General features: G+C 52.8%; 14 protein-coding genes. 7 read left to right on the top strand and 7 right to left on the bottom strand.

The window, feature by feature from the left end; all coding sequences use genetic code 11:
- Nucleotides 1-19: 19 nt before the first annotated feature.
- From BEG40_RS11735 to nanQ, 3 genes are read left to right on the top strand one after another with little or no spacing between them, the layout of a single operon-like run.
- A complete protein-coding gene (locus BEG40_RS11735; protein ID WP_000054240.1) occupies nucleotides 20-709 on the top strand; it encodes an N-acetylmannosamine-6-phosphate 2-epimerase in 690 nt (229 codons plus the stop codon).
- Complete coding sequence (gene nanK, locus BEG40_RS11730; RefSeq protein ID WP_105285449.1) at nucleotides 706-1581, top strand: N-acetylmannosamine kinase; 876 nt, start codon at nucleotides 706-708, stop codon at nucleotides 1579-1581. The genes BEG40_RS11735 and nanK overlap by 4 nt, the downstream gene beginning before the upstream one ends.
- Nucleotides 1578-2042 (top strand): N-acetylneuraminate anomerase, encoded by a 465-nt coding sequence (gene nanQ / locus BEG40_RS11725; RefSeq protein ID WP_016159484.1) that lies wholly within the window; start codon nucleotides 1578-1580, stop codon nucleotides 2040-2042. The genes nanK and nanQ overlap by 4 nt, the downstream gene beginning before the upstream one ends.
- 66 nt (nucleotides 2043-2108) lie before the next feature.
- Here the strand turns inward: nanQ and gltD are convergent, their stop codons facing one another.
- Complete coding sequence (gene gltD, locus BEG40_RS11720) at nucleotides 2109-3527, bottom strand: glutamate synthase subunit GltD (protein WP_105285448.1); 1419 nt, start codon at nucleotides 3525-3527, stop codon at nucleotides 2109-2111.
- A 12-nt stretch (nucleotides 3528-3539) separates the two neighbouring features.
- Complete coding sequence (gene gltB / locus BEG40_RS11715) at nucleotides 3540-8000, bottom strand: glutamate synthase large subunit (RefSeq protein WP_032159938.1); 4461 nt, start codon at nucleotides 7998-8000, stop codon at nucleotides 3540-3542.
- Nucleotides 8001-8675: 675 nt separating this feature from the next.
- On the opposite strand from gltB, the gene mnmL reads away from it, so the two are divergent.
- The 4 genes from mnmL to mtgA all read left to right on the top strand — a co-directional run bounded on the left by mnmL (nucleotide 8676) and on the right by mtgA (nucleotide 13645).
- On the top strand, nucleotides 8676-9605 hold the full coding sequence (gene mnmL / locus BEG40_RS11705) for a tRNA modification radical SAM protein MnmL/YtqA (RefSeq protein ID WP_105285462.1): 930 nt from the start codon (nucleotides 8676-8678) through the stop codon (nucleotides 9603-9605).
- Nucleotides 9606-9700: 95 nt separating this feature from the next.
- Nucleotides 9701-12037 (top strand): aerobic respiration two-component sensor histidine kinase ArcB, encoded by a 2337-nt coding sequence (arcB, locus tag BEG40_RS11700; RefSeq protein WP_000809800.1) that lies wholly within the window; start codon nucleotides 9701-9703, stop codon nucleotides 12035-12037.
- A gap of 229 nt (nucleotides 12038-12266) precedes the next feature.
- A complete protein-coding gene (gene elbB, locus BEG40_RS11695) occupies nucleotides 12267-12920 on the top strand; it encodes an isoprenoid biosynthesis glyoxalase ElbB (protein WP_010349769.1) in 654 nt (217 codons plus the stop codon).
- Nucleotides 12917-13645, top strand: coding sequence for a monofunctional biosynthetic peptidoglycan transglycosylase (mtgA, locus tag BEG40_RS11690; RefSeq protein WP_105285447.1), 729 nt, complete (start codon nucleotides 12917-12919; stop codon nucleotides 13643-13645). The genes elbB and mtgA overlap by 4 nt, the downstream gene beginning before the upstream one ends.
- Here mtgA and yrbL read toward each other — a convergent pair.
- From yrbL to hpf, 5 genes are all read right to left on the bottom strand, one after another.
- Nucleotides 13642-14274: a PhoP regulatory network protein YrbL gene (gene yrbL, locus BEG40_RS11685; RefSeq protein ID WP_105285446.1), complete on the bottom strand. Its 633-nt coding sequence runs from the start codon at nucleotides 14272-14274 to the stop codon at nucleotides 13642-13644. The genes mtgA and yrbL overlap by 4 nt on opposite strands.
- A 222-nt stretch (nucleotides 14275-14496) precedes the next feature.
- The gene (npr, locus tag BEG40_RS11680; RefSeq protein ID WP_000216791.1) at nucleotides 14497-14769 is read right to left on the bottom strand and encodes a PTS phosphocarrier protein NPr; all 273 of its coding nucleotides are present in this window, start codon (nucleotides 14767-14769) and stop codon (nucleotides 14497-14499) included.
- A complete protein-coding gene (gene rapZ, locus BEG40_RS11675) occupies nucleotides 14766-15620 on the bottom strand; it encodes an RNase adapter RapZ (RefSeq protein WP_000243741.1) in 855 nt (284 codons plus the stop codon). The genes npr and rapZ overlap by 4 nt, the downstream gene beginning before the upstream one ends.
- 45 nt (nucleotides 15621-15665) lie before the next feature.
- Nucleotides 15666-16157, bottom strand: a complete 492-nt coding sequence (gene ptsN, locus BEG40_RS11670) for a PTS IIA-like nitrogen regulatory protein PtsN (protein ID WP_000183676.1) — start codon at nucleotides 16155-16157, stop codon at nucleotides 15666-15668.
- A 117-nt stretch (nucleotides 16158-16274) separates the two neighbouring features.
- Entirely contained in the window at nucleotides 16275-16562 is a 288-nt protein-coding gene (gene hpf, locus BEG40_RS11665) for a ribosome hibernation promoting factor (RefSeq protein WP_001176602.1), read from the bottom strand.
- Nucleotides 16563-16575: the final 13 nt, after the last annotated feature.

Raw genomic sequence — 16575 nt, 5'->3', positions numbered from 1 at the left:
TTTCGCTAAGGGAAGAAGTATGTCGTTACTTGCACAACTGGATCAAAAAATCGCTACCAATGGTGGCTTGATTGTCTCCTGCCAGCCGGTTCCGGACAGCCCGCTCGATAAACCCGAAATCGTTGCTGCCATGGCATTAGCGGCAGAGCAGGCGGGTGCGGTCGCTATTCGCATAGAGGGTGTGGCAAACCTGAAAGCCACGCGTGCGGTGGTGAGCGTGCCGATTATCGGGATTGTGAAACGCGATCTGGAGGATTCTCCGGTACGTATCACGGCCTATATTGAAGATGTTGATGCACTGGCGCAGGCTGGCGCGGATATTATCGCGATTGATGGCACCGATCGTCCGCGTCCGGTGCCTGTTGAAACGCTGCTTGCGCGTATTCACCACCACGGTTTACTGGCGATGACCGACTGCTCAACGCCGGAAGACGGTCTGGCTTGCCAAAAGCTGGGAGCCGAAATTATTGGTACTACGCTTTCTGGCTATACCACACCTGAAACGCCAGAAGAGCCCGATCTGGCGCTGGTGAAAACATTGAGCGACGCCGGATGCCGGGTGATTGCCGAAGGGCGATACAACACGCCAGCGCAGGCGGCAGATGCGATGCGCCACGGCGCATGGGCAGTGACGGTCGGTTCTGCCATTACGCGTCTTGAACACATTTGTCAGTGGTACAACACAGCGATGAAAAAGGCGGTGCTATGACCACACTGGCGATTGATATCGGCGGTACTAAACTTGCCGCCGCGCTGATTGGCGCTGACGGGCAGATCCGCGATCGTCGTGAACTTCCTACGCCAGCCAGCCAGACACCAGAAGCCTTGCGTGATGCCTTATCCGCATTAGTCTCCCCGTTGCAAGCTCATGCGCAGCAGGTTGCCATCGCTTCAACCGGGATAATCCGCGACGGCAGCCTGCTGGCGCTGAATCCGCATAATCTCGGTGGATTGCTACACTTTCCGTTAGTCAAAACGCTGGAACAACTTACCGACTTGCCGACCATTGCCATTAACGATGCGCAGGCCGCAGCGTGGGCGGAGTATCAGGCGCTGGAAGGCGATATAACCGATATGGTGTTTATCACCGTTTCCACCGGTGTTGGCGGCGGCGTGGTCAGCGGCGGCAAACTGCTTACCGGCCCAGGTGGTCTGGCGGGGCACATCGGGCATACGCTTGCCGATCCGCAGGGGCCTGTCTGTGGCTGTGGACGCACAGGTTGCGTGGAAGCGATTGCTTCTGGTCGCGGCATTGCAGCGGCAGCGCAGGGTGAGCTGGCTGGCGCGGATGCGAAAACCATTTTCACGCGCGCCGGACAGGGCGACGAGCAGGCGCAGCAACTGATTCATCGCTCCGCACATGCGCTGGCAAGACTGATTGCCGATGTTAAAGCCACAACTGATTGCCAGTGTGTGGTGCTCGGCGGCAGTGTCGGGCTGGCGGAAGGGTATCTGGCGCTGGTGGAAACGTATCTGGCTCAGGAGCCAGCGGCATTTCATGTTGAGTTACTGGCGGCGCACTACCGCCATGATGCAGGTTTACTTGGAGCTGCGTTGCTGGCTCAGGGAGAAAAATTATGATGATGGGTGAAGTACAGTCGTTACCATCTGCCGGTTTACATCCAGCACTACTGGACGCGTTAACGCTGGCATTAGCCGCCAGGCCGCAGGAAAAAGCGCCGGGTCGTTACGAATTGCAGGGCGACAATATCTTTATGAATGTCATGACTTTTAACACTCAATCGCCCGTTGAGAAAAAAGCCGAATTGCACGAGCAATATATTGATATCCAGTTATTGTTAAGCGGCGAGGAGCGGATTCTTTTTGGCATGGCAGGCACTGCGCGTCAGTGTGAAGAGTTTCACCATGAGGATGATTACCAGCTTTGCAGCGCCATTGAGAACGAGCAAGCTATCATCCTGAAACCGGGAATGTTCGCCGTGTTTATGCCAGGAGAACCGCATAAACCGGGATGTGTTGTTAGCGAGCCAGGAGAGATTAAAAAGGTGGTAGTGAAGGTTAAGGCCGAGTTAATGGCTTAAAATTATCTGGATAGTTCGTTTTATAAATTCGCCAGACAATGTCTGGCGAATTCATTGTTACCACGCTTAAACTTCCAGCCAGTTCATGATCCCGTCAGCCGCTTTACGACCTTCGGCGATGGCAGTCACCACCAGATCCGAACCACGCACGATGTCACCACCGGCAAAGATTTTCGGGTTACTGGTCTGAAAGGCGTTTTCGTTACCTTCCGGGGCAATGATCCGACCCTGCGAATCCAGCTCAACGCTGTGTTCTGCCAGCCATTCCATGCTGTGTGGGCGGAAACCAAACGCCATGATCACCGCATCTGCCGGAACAATATGTTCTGACCCTGCCACGATCTCCGCGCGGCGACGGCCTTTAGCGTCCGGTTCGCCCATTTCGGTGCGCACCATTTTCACGCCGCTGACTTTACCGTTGCCATTCACTTCAATACCCAGCGGCTGGACGTTGAATTTGAACTCAACGCCTTCTTCCCGCGCGTTTTTCACTTCGCGACGGGAACCTGGCATGTTCTCTTCATCACGACGATAGGCGCAGATAACGTGCTTTGCTCCCTGACGCACGGAAGTCCGCACACAGTCCATCGCGGTATCGCCGCCGCCAAGCACCACCACGCGCTTGCCTTCCATGCTGACGAAAGGTTCGTTGCTGGTTTCGCCAAAGCCCATCAACTGTTTGGTGTTGGCGATAAGGAACGGCAGCGCCGCGTACACACCATCGGCGTCTTCGTTTTCCAGCCCGCCGCGCATTGACTGATAAGTCCCGACGCCAAGGAACACGGCATCGTAATCTTTCAGTAGATCGTCAAGCTGTACGTCACGGCCCACTTCGGTATTGAGCCTGAATTCAATACCCATGCCGGTGAAGATTTCACGGCGGCGCGTCATCACCTCTTTTTCCAGCTTGAAGGCTGGAATGCCGAAAGTCAGCAGGCCGCCGATTTCCGGGTGACGGTCGAAGACGACAGCTTTGACACCGTTGCGCGTCAGGACATCCGCACACGACAGACCCGCCGGACCTGCGCCGATAATCGCCACTTTTTTATCGGTTTGCTTCACGCCGGACATATCCGGGCGCCAGCCCATTTCGAACGCTTTATCATTGATATAACGCTCAATATTACCGATGGTCACTGCGCCGAATTCATCGTTCAGGGTACAGGAACCTTCGCACAGACGATCCTGCGGGCAGACACGTCCGCACACTTCCGGCAGGGTATTTGTTTGATGCGACAGTTCTGCCGCTTCAAAAATACGTCCCTCGTTGGCGAGCTTCAGCCAGTTCGGGATGTAGTTGTGTACCGGGCATTTCCACTCGCAGTATGGGTTGCCGCATGACAGGCAGCGATCAGCCTGTGCTTTGGCCTGGCCTTCGGAAAACGGCTCGTAAATTTCAACAAACTCAATTTTGCGGATCTTCAGCGGTTTCTTTGGCGGATCAACGCGCTGCAGGTCGATAAATTGATAAACATTCTGACTCATTGTTGCTACCCCTTACTGCGCCTGCACGCGCAACTCTGCTGCGCTACGACTACGGTGACCCAGCAGTGCTTTTACATCACTGGACTTCGGTTTAACCAGCGCGAATTTAGTGGCGAAGGTTGACCAGTTAGCCAGAATTTCTTCGCCACGCTGGGAACCAGTATGCTGCACATGCTCGGTGATAAGACCACGCAGATGCTCTTCATGGATCGCCAGAGAGTCCACGCTTAAGACCTCCACCAGTTCCGGGTTAACGCGTTTGCGGAAATCACCACTTTCGTCGAGAACGTAAGCGAAGCCGCCAGTCATGCCCGCGCCGAAGTTAACGCCAGTTTTACCCAGAATACAGACGATACCGCCCGTCATATATTCACAGCCGTTGTCGCCAATACCTTCTACCACGGTAATAGCACCGGAGTTACGCACGCCAAAACGTTCACCCGCGCGGCCAGCGGCATACAGACGACCGCCGGTCGCGCCATACAGGCAAGTGTTGCCGATAATGCTCGCCTCGTGGCTGCGGAAGGCCGAGCCAACCGGAGGACGAATGGCGATTAAGCCGCCCGCCATGCCTTTACCGACATAGTCGTTGGCATCGCCCGTCAGATACAGCTCCACGCCGCCCGCGTTCCACACGCCGAAACTCTGGCCTGCGGTGCCGTTGAAGTACGCTTTAATCGGATCGGCAGCCAGCCCCTGATCGCCGTGCGTCTGGGCGATATAACCTGAAAGCGATGCGCCGACAGAACGGTCGGTGTTACGAATATCGAACCAGAAGGTTTTGCTCTGGCGCTCATCGACAAACGGTTTCGCCTGTTGCAGCAACTGCGCATTCAGCAGGCCGTTATCAAACGGCGGGTTGTTTTCGGTGCAGTAGAGCGCCTTGCCAGCCTTAGGCTCGGCAGTCTCCAGCAGCTTCGATAGCGCCAGTTTTTGCTGTTTAGCGGTGAAACCGTCCAGCTCTTTCAGCAGGTCGGTGCGACCAATCAGATCCACCAGACGTGTTACGCCCAGCTGTGCCATCAGCTCGCGGGTTTCACGGGCGATAAATTCAAAGTAATTCGTCACCTTGAACGGCAGGCCGTGGTAGTGATTTTTACGCAGTTTTTCGTCCTGAGTTGCCACGCCGGTGGCGCAGTTGTTCAGATGGCAAATACGCAGATATTTACAGCCGAGCGCCACCATTGGGCCAGTGCCGAAACCGAAACTTTCCGCGCCGAGGATGGCTGCTTTGATGATATCGACACCGGTTTTCAGGCCGCCATCAACCTGCAAACGGATCTTATGACGCAAGCCGTTGGCAACCAGCGCCTGTTGGGTTTCAACAAGCCCCAGCTCCCACGGGCAGCCTGCGTATTTCACCGATGAAAGCGGACTTGCGCCGGTGCCGCCGTCATAGCCTGCGATGGTGATCAAGTCCGCATAGGCTTTCGCCACGCCAGTCGCGATGGTGCCTACGCCCGGCTCAGACACCAGCTTCACGGAGATCATCGCTTTCGGGTTAACCTGTTTCAGGTCGAAAATCAGCTGCGCTAAATCCTCGATAGAGTAGATATCGTGGTGCGGTGGCGGGGAGATCAACGTTACGCCCGGCACGGAATAGCGCAGTTTGGCGATGTAAGGAGTGACTTTATCGCCCGGTAACTGACCGCCTTCACCCGGTTTCGCGCCCTGGGCGACTTTAATCTGAATGACGTCGGCATTGACCAGGTACGCCGGAGTAACACCGAAGCGACCGGAAGCCACCTGCTTGATGCGCGACACTTTGTTAGTGCCATAGCGCGCCGGATCTTCACCACCTTCACCGGAGTTGGAATTGCCGCCAATGCTGTTCATCGCTTCCGCCAGCGCCTCGTGCGCTTCCGGGCTTAATGCGCCGATAGACATTGCGGCGGTATCGAAGCGTTTAAACAGTTCGCTTGCCGGTTCAACATCAGCAATGTTGACCGCTTCATCACCTGGAGTAATCGCCAGCAGATCGCGCAGCGTGGTAGCAGGACGCTCGTTAACCAGCTTCGCGTATTCCTGATAGTCGCTGTACTCGCCGCTCTGTACCGCCTGTTGCAACGTGCGCACTACGTCCGGGTTGTAGGCGTGGTATTCGCCGCCGTGCACATATTTCAGCAGGCCGCCCTGGCTGATGGGTTTACGCGCCAGCCAGGCACGTTTCGAGAGATTCAGCAGATCCTGCTGGAAGTCTTCAAAGCCTGCTCCGCCAATGCGGCTAACCACGCCCTGGAAGCACAGGCTCACAACGTCATCGTGCAGACCGACCGCCTCAAACAGTTTCGAGCAGCGGTAAGAGGCGATGGTGGAGATGCCCATTTTGGACATGATTTTGTACAAGCCTTTGTTGATGCCGTTACGGTAGTTGAGCATCACGGTACGATAATTTTTGGCAATCGCGTGGGTGTCAACCAGGCGACCCAGCGTTTCATAGGCAAGGTACGGATAAATAGCCGTCGCGCCGAAGCCTAGTAACACGGCGAAGTGGTGCGGATCGCGGGCGCTGGCGGTTTCGACGATGATGTTGGCGTCGCAACGCAGGCTTTGATCGACCAGACGGGTCTGGATCGCGCCAACCGCCATCGGAGCCGGAACCGGCAGGCGATCTTTAGCGATATTCCGGTCGGAGAGCACCAGCAACACGGTGCCGCTACGTACCATTTTTTCGGCTTTGTCGCACAGCTCTTTGACCGTCGCTTCGAGCGTGGTTTTAGTGACGTCAAAGGTGATATCCAGCGTATCTGCGCGGTAGTGCTCCTCTTTCATCGTCGTGAGCTGTTTGAAATCGGAGTAGAGCAGAATCGGCGATTTAAAGCTTAAACGGTGCGCCTGGCCCTCTGCTTCACAGAAGACGTTCATTTCACGACCAATGCTGGTGGCGAGCGACATAACATGCGCTTCACGCAGCGGGTCGATTGGCGGGTTAGTCACCTGAGCAAACTGCTGGCGGAAGTAGTCGTAAATAATGCGCGGCTGACTGGAGAGCACGGCGAATGGGGTATCATCGCCCATCGATCCGACCGCTTCCTGACCGTTTTCGCCCAGTACGCGAATTACGGAGTCCAGCTCTTCCGCGCTGTAGTTAAACTGTTTCTGGTAGCTGGCAAGCGTGTCGTCGTCCAGTTCGCGGCTACCCACTTCTTCATCGGGCAGATCTTCAAACGGTACCAGTCGGCGGACGTTTTTCTCCATCCACTCTTTATAAGGGTGGCGGCTTTTCAGATCGTCATCGGTTTCTGCCGAGTGCAGAATACGCCCACTGCGGGTGTCGATCACCATCAGTTCGCCTGGCCCGACGCGGCCTTTTTCGACTACTTCGTCAGGTTGGTAATCCCAGATGCCGACTTCAGAGGCGCAGGTGATGAGTTTATCTTTGGTGATGACGTAGCGCGCCGGACGCAGACCGTTACGGTCGAGGTTACAGGCAGCGAAGCGACCGTCAGACATCACGATGCCCGCCGGGCCATCCCACGGCTCCATATGCATGGAGTTAAAATCGAAGAACGCGCGCAGTTCCGGATCCATATCCGGGTTGTTCTGCCAGGCGGGTGGCACTAACAGACGCATGGCGCGGATGATATCCATCCCGCCCGCCAGCAGCAGTTCCAGCATGTTATCCATTGAACTGGAGTCAGAACCCGTTTCGTTGACGAAGGGTGCAGCGTCGTGCAAATCCGGGATCAGCGGCGTCTGGAATTTATAAGTACGGGCGCGCGCCCACTGACGGTTACCGGTGATAGTGTTGATTTCGCCGTTGTGCGCCAGATAGCGGAACGGCTGCGCCAGCGGCCAGCGCGGCACGGTGTTGGTGGAGAAGCGTTGATGGAACAGGCAGATAGCTGATTCCAGACGCAGATCAGCAAGATCCAGGTAAAAGCGCGGCAAATCCGCCGGCATACACAGACCTTTATAGATGTTGACCAGATTCGACAGGCTACAGACGTAGAAGTCTTTATCGGCCTCGAGACGTTTTTCAATGCGGCGACGGGCGATAAACAGACGGCGCTCCATATCGCGCGGACGCCAGCCTGCCGGGGCGTTCACAAAAATTTGCTCAATGCGCGGCAGCGAGGAGAGGGCGATTTCACCCAGTACACCTTCGTTGGTAGGGACATCACGCCAGCCGACAATCGACAAGGTTTCGCGTTGTAGCTCTTCTTCAACGATGCGGCGTGCGGCGGCGGCGAGTTCAGGATCTTTATTCAGGAAGATCATCCCGACGGCGTAGTTTTTCGCTAAACGCCAGCCGCGTTCCTGCGCAACGATGCGAAAAAAGCGATCCGGTTTTTGTAACAGCAGACCGCAACCGTCACCGGTTTTACCATCAGCGAGAATCGCGCCACGGTGCTGCATACGGGCCAGTGCGTGTATTGCAGTACGCACTACCTTGTGGCTAGGTTCGCCTTCTATGTGGGCGATCAGGCCGAAACCACAGTTATCCCTCTCAAGGGATTTATCGTACAACATATCGTGAACCTCCCCCAGGCTCTGCGGGAACCCCACTACCGAACCGCTGCGCACGGGCACAGAAAGAGCATGGCGACGGGGTTTGCGTTTCATACGCTTACCTCGCATTCGCCCCCTTTTTTGTCCTTTTCGCATCAGTTAATACGGTGAAGAGGGGAACTCAATTACTGCATAAATATGATGAGCAGGCTGCTCATCCAGAAAGCTTCCAGCGGATTTCCAACTTATCGGGAAAGCTGATACAGGTCAAATGGCAAGCTTATTGGTCTGGAAATGTGCTTTAGCGCAAAATTCTTTGTTAATTTATTGAATTTAAACTGAATTTGTTGTTCTTTATTAATGGGAGGGGAAAAAGGAAAACGTTGAGTGCCTGACTACTATAGCGGCGTGTTAACCCTTATCCTGCCTTGAATTGACGTTTGAAGCAGTGTTTTATACTGCCTTAAGAGGAAAAGGCATTTCATGCTACTGTTTTTGTTTAAAATCCATTAGCGGATAAAAAAATCCGACGCAAGATAAGCAAAAGTAATTTATGTGCTATTGCATTAAATTTCAGTAATTGTGATTTATTATGCAGTTGATATAAGCAGGCCGGGGCGATTGATCCAGGTCATCGCCGAATTGAGCTAAAAATGGCAGGCTTTGGCCTCTTTTCAAGGCGCGGTCTATCAGATTATGCAGTTACAGAAATTAGTCAATATGTTTGGTGGGGATCTTACCCGTCGTTACGGGCAAAAGGTGCATAAACTGACGCTGCATGGCGGTTTTAGCTGCCCGAATCGTGACGGAACCATCGGACGCGGCGGATGCACATTCTGTAATGTTGCTTCGTTTGCCGACGAAGCACAGCAGCATCGCTCCATTGCCGAACAACTGGCGCATCAGGCGAATCTGGTTAACCGCGCGAAACGCTATCTGGCCTACTTTCAGGCTTATACCAGCACCTTTGCGGAAGTTCAGGTGCTGCGTTCCATGTATCAACAGGCGGTGAGCCAGGCCAATATTGTCGGTTTGTGTGTTGGTACGCGCCCGGACTGCGTGCCGGATGCGGTGTTGGATCTGCTTTGTGAATATAAAGACCAGGGCTACGAAGTGTGGCTGGAGCTGGGCCTGCAAACCGCGCATGACAAAACGCTGCATCGCATCAATCGCGGACATGATTTTGCCTGCTATCAGCGCACGACCCAGCTGGCGCGTCAGCGTGGACTGAAGGTGTGTTCTCATTTAATTGTCGGCCTGCCTGGCGAAGGGCACGCGGAATGTTTGCAAACGCTGGAGCGAGTGGTTGAAACCGGCGTGGACGGCATAAAGCTTCATCCCCTGCATATCGTGAAAGGCAGTATTATGGCGAAAGCCTGGGAAGCGGGGCGTTTGAACGGTATTGAACTGGACGATTACACGCTGACGGCCGGAGAAATGATTCGCCATACGCCACCGGAGGTTATCTACCACCGAATTTCCGCCAGCGCCCGTCGCCCGACGCTACTTGCTCCGCTGTGGTGTGAAAATCGCTGGACGGGAATGGTCGAGCTGGATCGCTATCTGAATGAACATGGCGTACAGGGATCGGCGCTGGGACGTCCGTGGATACCTCCAACGGCGTAGGCCATTGAGGGGAATTCCGCATTTCTCACACAATTTATAACGTAACTGTCAGAATTGGGTATTATTGGGGCAGGTTGTCGTGAAGGAATTCCCTAATGAAGCAAATTCGTCTGCTGGCGCAGTATTATGTTGACCTGATGATGAAGTTAGGTCTGGTGCGCTTCTCAATGTTGCTGGCGCTGGCCCTTGTCGTTCTCGCCATTGTGGTACAAATGGCGGTGACCATGGTGCTGCATGGTCAGGTCGAAAGCATTGATGTTATTCGCTCTATCTTCTTTGGTCTGCTGATTACGCCGTGGGCGGTCTACTTTCTTTCGGTGGTTGTAGAGCAACTGGAGGAGTCACGACAACGTCTGTCACGGTTGGTGCAAAAACTGGAGGAGATGCGTGAGCGCGATCTGAGCCTCAACGTTCAGTTAAAAGACAATATTACCCAGCTTAATCAGGAAATTGCCGTTCGTGAAAAAGCGGAAGCTGAATTGCAGGAAACCTTCGGTCAGCTGAAAATTGAAATCAAAGAGCGTGAAGAGACACAAATTCAGCTCGAACAGCAATCCTCTTTCTTACGTTCCTTCCTTGACGCCTCTCCAGACCTGGTTTTTTACCGTAACGAAGATAAAGAGTTTTCCGGCTGCAACCGCGCAATGGAATTGCTAACCGGGAAGAGCGAAAAACAACTGGTTCATCTGAAACCTGCTGATGTTTACTCACCGGAAGCCGCCGCGAAAGTCATTGAGACCGATGAAAAAGTGTTCCGTCATAATGTGTCACTGACCTATGAGCAGTGGCTGGATTATCCCGACGGACGCAAAGCCTGCTTTGAAATCCGTAAAGTGCCGTACTACGACCGCGTGGGTAAACGCCACGGTTTGATGGGGTTTGGTCGTGACATTACCGAGCGTAAGCGGTATCAGGATGCGCTCGAACGTGCCAGCCGCGACAAAACGACTTTTATCTCCACCATCAGTCACGAATTGCGTACACCGCTGAACGGTATCGTTGGTTTAAGCCGCATTCTGCTGGATACGGAACTCACTGCTGAGCAGGAAAAATATCTCAAAACCATCCATGTTTCCGCCGTCACTTTGGGGAATATTTTTAACGATATTATCGACATGGATAAGATGGAGCGGCGTAAAGTTCAGCTTGATAACCAGCCAGTTGATTTCACCAGTTTCCTTGCCGATCTGGAAAATCTCTCCGCATTGCAGGCGCAACAAAAAGGGCTGCGTTTTATTCTGGAACCGACGCTACCATTACCGCATCAGATCATTACCGACGGTACGCGTTTACGGCAGATCCTGTGGAATCTCATCAGTAACGCCGTCAAATTCACCCAGCAAGGGCAGGTTACCGTGCGCGTGCGCTACGATGAAGGCGACATGCTGCATTTTGAAGTGGAAGACTCCGGCATCGGTATTCCGCAGGATGAGCTGGATAAAATTTTTGCCATGTATTATCAGGTGAAAGACAGTCACGGTGGTAAACCTGCCACCGGCACCGGCATTGGCCTGGCGGTTTCTCGTCGGCTGGCGAAAAATATGGGCGGCGATATCACCGTCACCAGCGAACAGGGCAAGGGTTCTACCTTTAGGTTGACGATCCACGCACCGTCGGTGGCAGAAGAGGTCGATGACGCGTTTGACGAAGACGATATGCCTTTACCGGCGCTGAATGTGCTGCTGGTGGAAGACATTGAACTGAACGTTATTGTCGCGCGTTCTGTACTGGAAAAATTGGGTAACAGCGTTGATGTAGCAATGACCGGCAAGGCGGCGCTGGAGATGTTTAAACCAGGCGAATACGACCTGGTATTGCTGGATATTCAGTTGCCAGATATGACCGGGCTGGATATCTCTCGTGAACTGACGAAGCGTTATCCGCGCGAAGATTTACCGCCGCTGGTGGCTTTAACCGCCAATGTGCTGAAAGATAAACAAGAGTACCTCAATGCTGGAATGGATGATGTGCTGAGTAAGCCGCTTTCCGTACCGGCGCTAACCGCGATGATCAAGAAATTCTGGGATACCCAGGATGATGAGGAGAGCACGGTGACGACAGAAGAGAACAGCAAATCTGAAGCATTACTCGATATACCCATGCTGGAACAGTATCTCGAACTTGTAGGGCCGAAATTGATTACCGATGGACTGGCGGTGTTTGAGAAAATGATGCCGGGCTATGTGAGTGTACTGGAGTCGAACCTGACGGCGCAGGATAAAAAAGGCATCGTCGAGGAAGGGCATAAAATTAAAGGCGCGGCAGGTTCAGTGGGGTTACGCCATCTACAACAGCTGGGTCAGCAAATTCAGTCTCCCGACCTTCCTGCGTGGGAAGATAACGTAGGTGAATGGATTGAAGAGATGAAAGAAGAGTGGCGTCACGACGTAGATGTGCTGAAAGCGTGGGTTGCGAAAGCTACTAAAAAATGACCCCGGCTAGACCGGGGTGCGCGAATACTGCGCCAACACCAGGGAAATCTTGGCTGCGCCGTAAATTATTATGATGAGTTACAAGGGCACAGCACTGTTTTTCAGGCCGCACGCAGTTAAGATAGCAAATCTTAAATGATTTGTTACATGAATCAGTTAAATGTGTGATGCGTAGCATTTTTATTAAAAAGATTAATGTGTTTCAGTCAGTTGCGAAAGGATGATCACAATGAAGAAAATTGGCGTAGTTCTGAGCGGGTGCGGCGTCTATGACGGTTCTGAAATTCATGAAGCGGTGTTGACGTTGTTAGCTATTTCACGCAGCGGCGCGCAGGCGGTCTGCTTTGCGCCGGATAAGCAGCAGGTTGACGTTATCAACCATTTAACCGGCGAGGCGATGGCGGAATCGCGCAATGTGCTGATTGAAGCCGCGCGTATTGCGCGTGGTGAGATCCGTCCTCTGACTCAGGCCGATGCTGCCGAACTGGATGCGTTGATTGTGCCGGGTGGCTTTGGCGCGGCGAAGAATTTAAGCAATTTTGCCAGCCTTGGCAGTGAATGCACCGTTGATCGTGAATTAAAGGCGTTGGCGCAAGCGATGCATCAGGCCGGTAAACCGCTTGGTTTTATGTGTATTGCCCCGGCGATGCTGCCGAAAATTTTCGATTTCCCGCTGCGTTTGACCATCGGTACTGATATCGATACCGCAGAAGTGCTGGAAGCGATGGGCGCGGAGCATGTGCCATGTCCGGTCGATGATATCGTTGTTGATGAAGACAATAAGATTGTCACTACACCGGCTTATATGTTGGCACAGAACATTGCGGAAGCAGCGAACGGCATTGATAAGCTGGTTTCTCGCGTGCTGGTTCTGGCTGAATGAGTAAAAGCCGCTTAACGGCGTTCGGTTTCGTTCGTCGTTTTCTTCTGCGGTTAGTGGTTGTCCTCGCCGTTTTATGGGGCGGGGGCATCGCGTTGTTTAGCATAGCGCCCGTTCCGTTCTCAGCGGTAATGTTCGAGCGACAGGTCAGTGCATGGCTACATGGTAATTTTCGTTACGTGGCACATTCTGACTGGGTCAGTATGGATCAAATATCGCCGTGGATGGGACTGGCGGTGATTGCCGCAGAAGATCAGAAATTCCCTGAGCACTGGGGCTTTGATGTCGCTTCCATTGAGAAAGCTCTGGCGCACAACGAGCGTAATGAAAATCGTATTCGCGGCGCATCAACGCTTTCCCAGCAGACAGCCAAAAACCTCTTTTTATGGGATGGGCGTAGCTGGATACGTAAAGGGCTGGAAGCAGGTCTGACATTGGGGATAGAAACGGTCTGGAGCAAAAAACGCATCCTGACGGTTTATCTGAATATTGCCGAATTTGGCGATGGTGTGTTTGGTGTTGAAGCCGCAGCGCAACGCTATTTCCATAAACCCGCGAGCAAACTCACTCAGTCGGAGGCTGCCTTACTGGCAGCAGTACTTCCGAACCCACTACGCTTTAAAGCTTCCGCACCCTCAGGCTACGTGCGTAGCCGTCAGGCGTGGATTTTACGGCAGATGCATCAGTTGGGCGGTGAATCTTTTATGCGGCAACATCAACTGGATTAAGCTTCGCGCGAGGTGAGGGAGAGTTTCTTGTTCTCACTGAGTTGTGCGTCTTTCTTCAGGGCAACCGATAACGCGGGTTGAGCGATAAAACGTTGCCACAATCGCTCTTGTTTACGTAAACAACACCACTTCGACCAGGTCGCTAACGGAATCCACGTGCTTTCACCAATGTTGTCACAGACGACGGGAATAATTTCTGACTCGCTGATGCGGTGACAAAGAATATTCTGCGGCTTCAGCGACATTGTCACGATGCGGTTATCCTGCAAATAACGCTTCTGCTGTTTCAGTAGCTGGCGCAGTTGCGCGATATCTTCTTCGTAACGGCATTGTTCAGCAAATTCGGTCAATGTAATAGACGGTTTGCCATCAAAATCGGCAATGACATCGTAGACATAACCGGTCCCGCAATCAGTTTCAACCGTACCGTGATAGCGTGGAATACCGCTCCAGTCTTTTAACCGACGACCAAGATGCGCGTAGTACTTTAACTCACGGCGGATCTCTTTATCACCACCGTCGCCACGGTGATAGACAATCTTGATACAGCGTTGGGCATCTTCCGGATGCGCGTAACATTTCCGATGTCTTCCGGTGCCCAGGGGACTTTGTTCAGATAAGCGAATCATGCCATCTCCTGGAAATATTTTCTGACAGTCTCCAGTATGAGGGCTTAACTTAAACAAAACCTAAACAAGGCTTTTTAAGGTTTTCTTAAGGTTTTGTACGCACAGAAAAGAGCACAAAATGTACAAACCGCGAAAAATGAGGACATTTTCCGCTTGTACATTTTTCACCCTTAAGGGCTGAAGGTGTGTATCCGGGGGAATTAAGCGTCAGGGTTATGAAGATTAATCTTCATCAAAACCAGAGTTAAAGAGGGCGATAACGGCGGCCAGTGCTTCCTCTTCCTGTGGTCCGGTCGCTTCAACTTCAATCTGCCGTCCTTTGGCAGAATCCAACATCAGCAGCGCAATAACGCTGTTGGCTTCAGCCTCGGTGCCTTCGTCATTACGTAACAGCACTTCAGCGTCAAAACCCTGCATTAATTCAAAGAGTTTCATGGCAGGCCGGGCATGCATGCCCAGCTTGTTTGTGATTTCAACAGTTTGCTTGACGGTCATGGTTTACGTTTTTCCAGCGTACGATGGCGTGACTGGACGTTTTTACCGCGCGAGCGGAAGTAGTCTGCCAGCTGTTCTGCAATATACACCGAACGGTGCTTCCCGCCGGTACAACCAATGGCGACCGTCAGGTAGCTACGGTTGTTGGTTTCCAGCATAGGTAACCATAGCTCAAGGTAGCTTCGCGTCTGGTAGATAAAATTGTGTACTTCTGTGTGGCGGTCGAGGAACGCGGCAACAGGTTTATCAAGACCTGTCATTGGACGCAGTTTCGGATCCCAGTGCGGGTTCGGCAAGAAGCGCACATCAAAGACGTAATCTGCATCAATAGGAATGCCGTGTTTGAAGCCGAAGGACTCAAAGACCATCGTCAGTTCACGCTCGCGTTTACCCAGCAAACGGGTACGCAACATTTCTGCCAACTCGTGAACGGACATTTCTGAGGTATCGACAATCAAATCTGCCCGCGAACGCAGTGGCTCCAGCAGATCGCTTTCTTTGTCGATAGCACTTTCCAGCGACAGGTTCTTGCTGGAGAGCGGATGCAGGCGGCGCGTATCACTGTAACGACGAATCAGGGTGTTACGATCGGCATCCAGGAACAGCAGTTGCGGTGAGAAAGCATCAGGCAGGTTACTCATCGCCTGTTCGAATATTTCTGGTGACTCCGGCATATTACGAACATCAATGCTGACGGCGGCAGAAATCTCGCGATCGGCGAGCGTGCGAGCCAGATCGGGTAACAGCACTACGGGAAGGTTATCCACGCAGTAAAAACCCATATCTTCCAGCGCACGAAGGGCGACAGATTTACCTGAGCCTGAACGTCCGCTGACGATCATCAGTACCATGTACTGTTTCTCCTCACAACGTCTAAAAGAGACATTACAGAATAACTACGCTTCATCCGGAGTACCTTCGGTATCCGTAATGATTTGATACAGCTCTTCATCACTCTGGGCTGCGCGTAAACGGCGGCAGATGGTTTTGTCCGCCAGACGTTTCGCCACCAGCGAAAGAGTATGCAGGTGCGTTTTGGTTTGGTCAGCCGGCACCAGCAGGGCAAAAAGTAAGTCCACCGGTTGGTTGTCGATGGCATCGAAAGCTATAGGCGTTTCGAGCTGAACGAAAACACCAACGGCACGCAGAGTATCTTCTTCCAGTTTGCCATGCGGAATGGCAATGCCATTACCGATACCGGTACTGCCCATTTTTTCCCGCGTCAGAATAGCTTCAAAAACCACCTGAGGCGGCAGGCTGAGTTGTTTCGCAGCCAGTTCGCTGATAATTTCCAGTGCACGTTTTTTGCTCTGACAGTGGACGCGGCTTCGCGTACATTCCCTGTTAAGAACACTGCTAAGCTGTAGAGTTGTATCATTATTTGTCATAATTTCACCTAAGAACCTGACCACTCGAATCGTGGGACAGGTTCGGAGCATTAACCGTACAAATGGCCCGTTGTGTCGCACAACAGGCCGCCATGCACTTGCTAATTGCCCGGACAATTAGTGTTGTTTCAATTTATCTTTATGCTTGGTCAACTGGCGTGCCAGCTTATCGATTAAGCCATCAATGGCAGCGTACATGTCCTGACCTTCCGCGCTGGCATGAATCTCGCCACCGTTTACATGCAGTGTTGCATCTGAGGTATGGGTGACTTTCTCCACTTTCAGAACAACATAGACCTGGTTGATTCGGTCAAAATATTGCTCAAGTTTGGCAAATTTTGATGTGACAAATTCGCGCAGGGCCTCGGTGATCTCGACGTTATTTCCGGTAATGTTGAGCTGCATAGTGTCTTCCTTA

The organism is Escherichia sp. MOD1-EC5495, assembly GCF_002965965.1.
Taxonomy (GTDB): domain Bacteria; phylum Pseudomonadota; class Gammaproteobacteria; order Enterobacterales; family Enterobacteriaceae; genus Escherichia; species Escherichia ruysiae.
The sequence above is the reverse complement of the archived record's forward strand: the minus strand, read 5'-3'. Positions and strand labels throughout refer to the sequence as shown.

Coding starts and splice junctions, on each gene's coding strand:
- nanK (WP_105285449.1), top strand. CDS start 706: ATGACCACACTGGCGATTGATATCGGCGGTACTAAACTTGCCGCCGCG.
- elbB (WP_010349769.1), top strand. CDS start 12,267: ATGAAGAAAATTGGCGTAGTTCTGAGCGGGTGCGGCGTCTATGACGGT.
- ptsN (WP_000183676.1), bottom strand. CDS start 16,157: ATGACAAATAATGATACAACTCTACAGCTTAGCAGTGTTCTTAACAGG.
- gltB (WP_032159938.1), bottom strand. CDS start 8,000: ATGTTGTACGATAAATCCCTTGAGAGGGATAACTGTGGTTTCGGCCTG.
- npr (WP_000216791.1), bottom strand. CDS start 14,769: ATGACCGTCAAGCAAACTGTTGAAATCACAAACAAGCTGGGCATGCAT.
- arcB (WP_000809800.1), top strand. CDS start 9,701: ATGAAGCAAATTCGTCTGCTGGCGCAGTATTATGTTGACCTGATGATG.
- gltD (WP_105285448.1), bottom strand. CDS start 3,527: ATGAGTCAGAATGTTTATCAATTTATCGACCTGCAGCGCGTTGATCCG.
- nanQ (WP_016159484.1), top strand. CDS start 1,578: ATGATGATGGGTGAAGTACAGTCGTTACCATCTGCCGGTTTACATCCA.
- yrbL (WP_105285446.1), bottom strand. CDS start 14,274: ATGATTCGCTTATCTGAACAAAGTCCCCTGGGCACCGGAAGACATCGG.
- rapZ (WP_000243741.1), bottom strand. CDS start 15,620: ATGGTACTGATGATCGTCAGCGGACGTTCAGGCTCAGGTAAATCTGTC.
- hpf (WP_001176602.1), bottom strand. CDS start 16,562: ATGCAGCTCAACATTACCGGAAATAACGTCGAGATCACCGAGGCCCTG.
- BEG40_RS11735 (WP_000054240.1), top strand. CDS start 20: ATGTCGTTACTTGCACAACTGGATCAAAAAATCGCTACCAATGGTGGC.
- mnmL (WP_105285462.1), top strand. CDS start 8,676: ATGCAGTTACAGAAATTAGTCAATATGTTTGGTGGGGATCTTACCCGT.
- mtgA (WP_105285447.1), top strand. CDS start 12,917: ATGAGTAAAAGCCGCTTAACGGCGTTCGGTTTCGTTCGTCGTTTTCTT.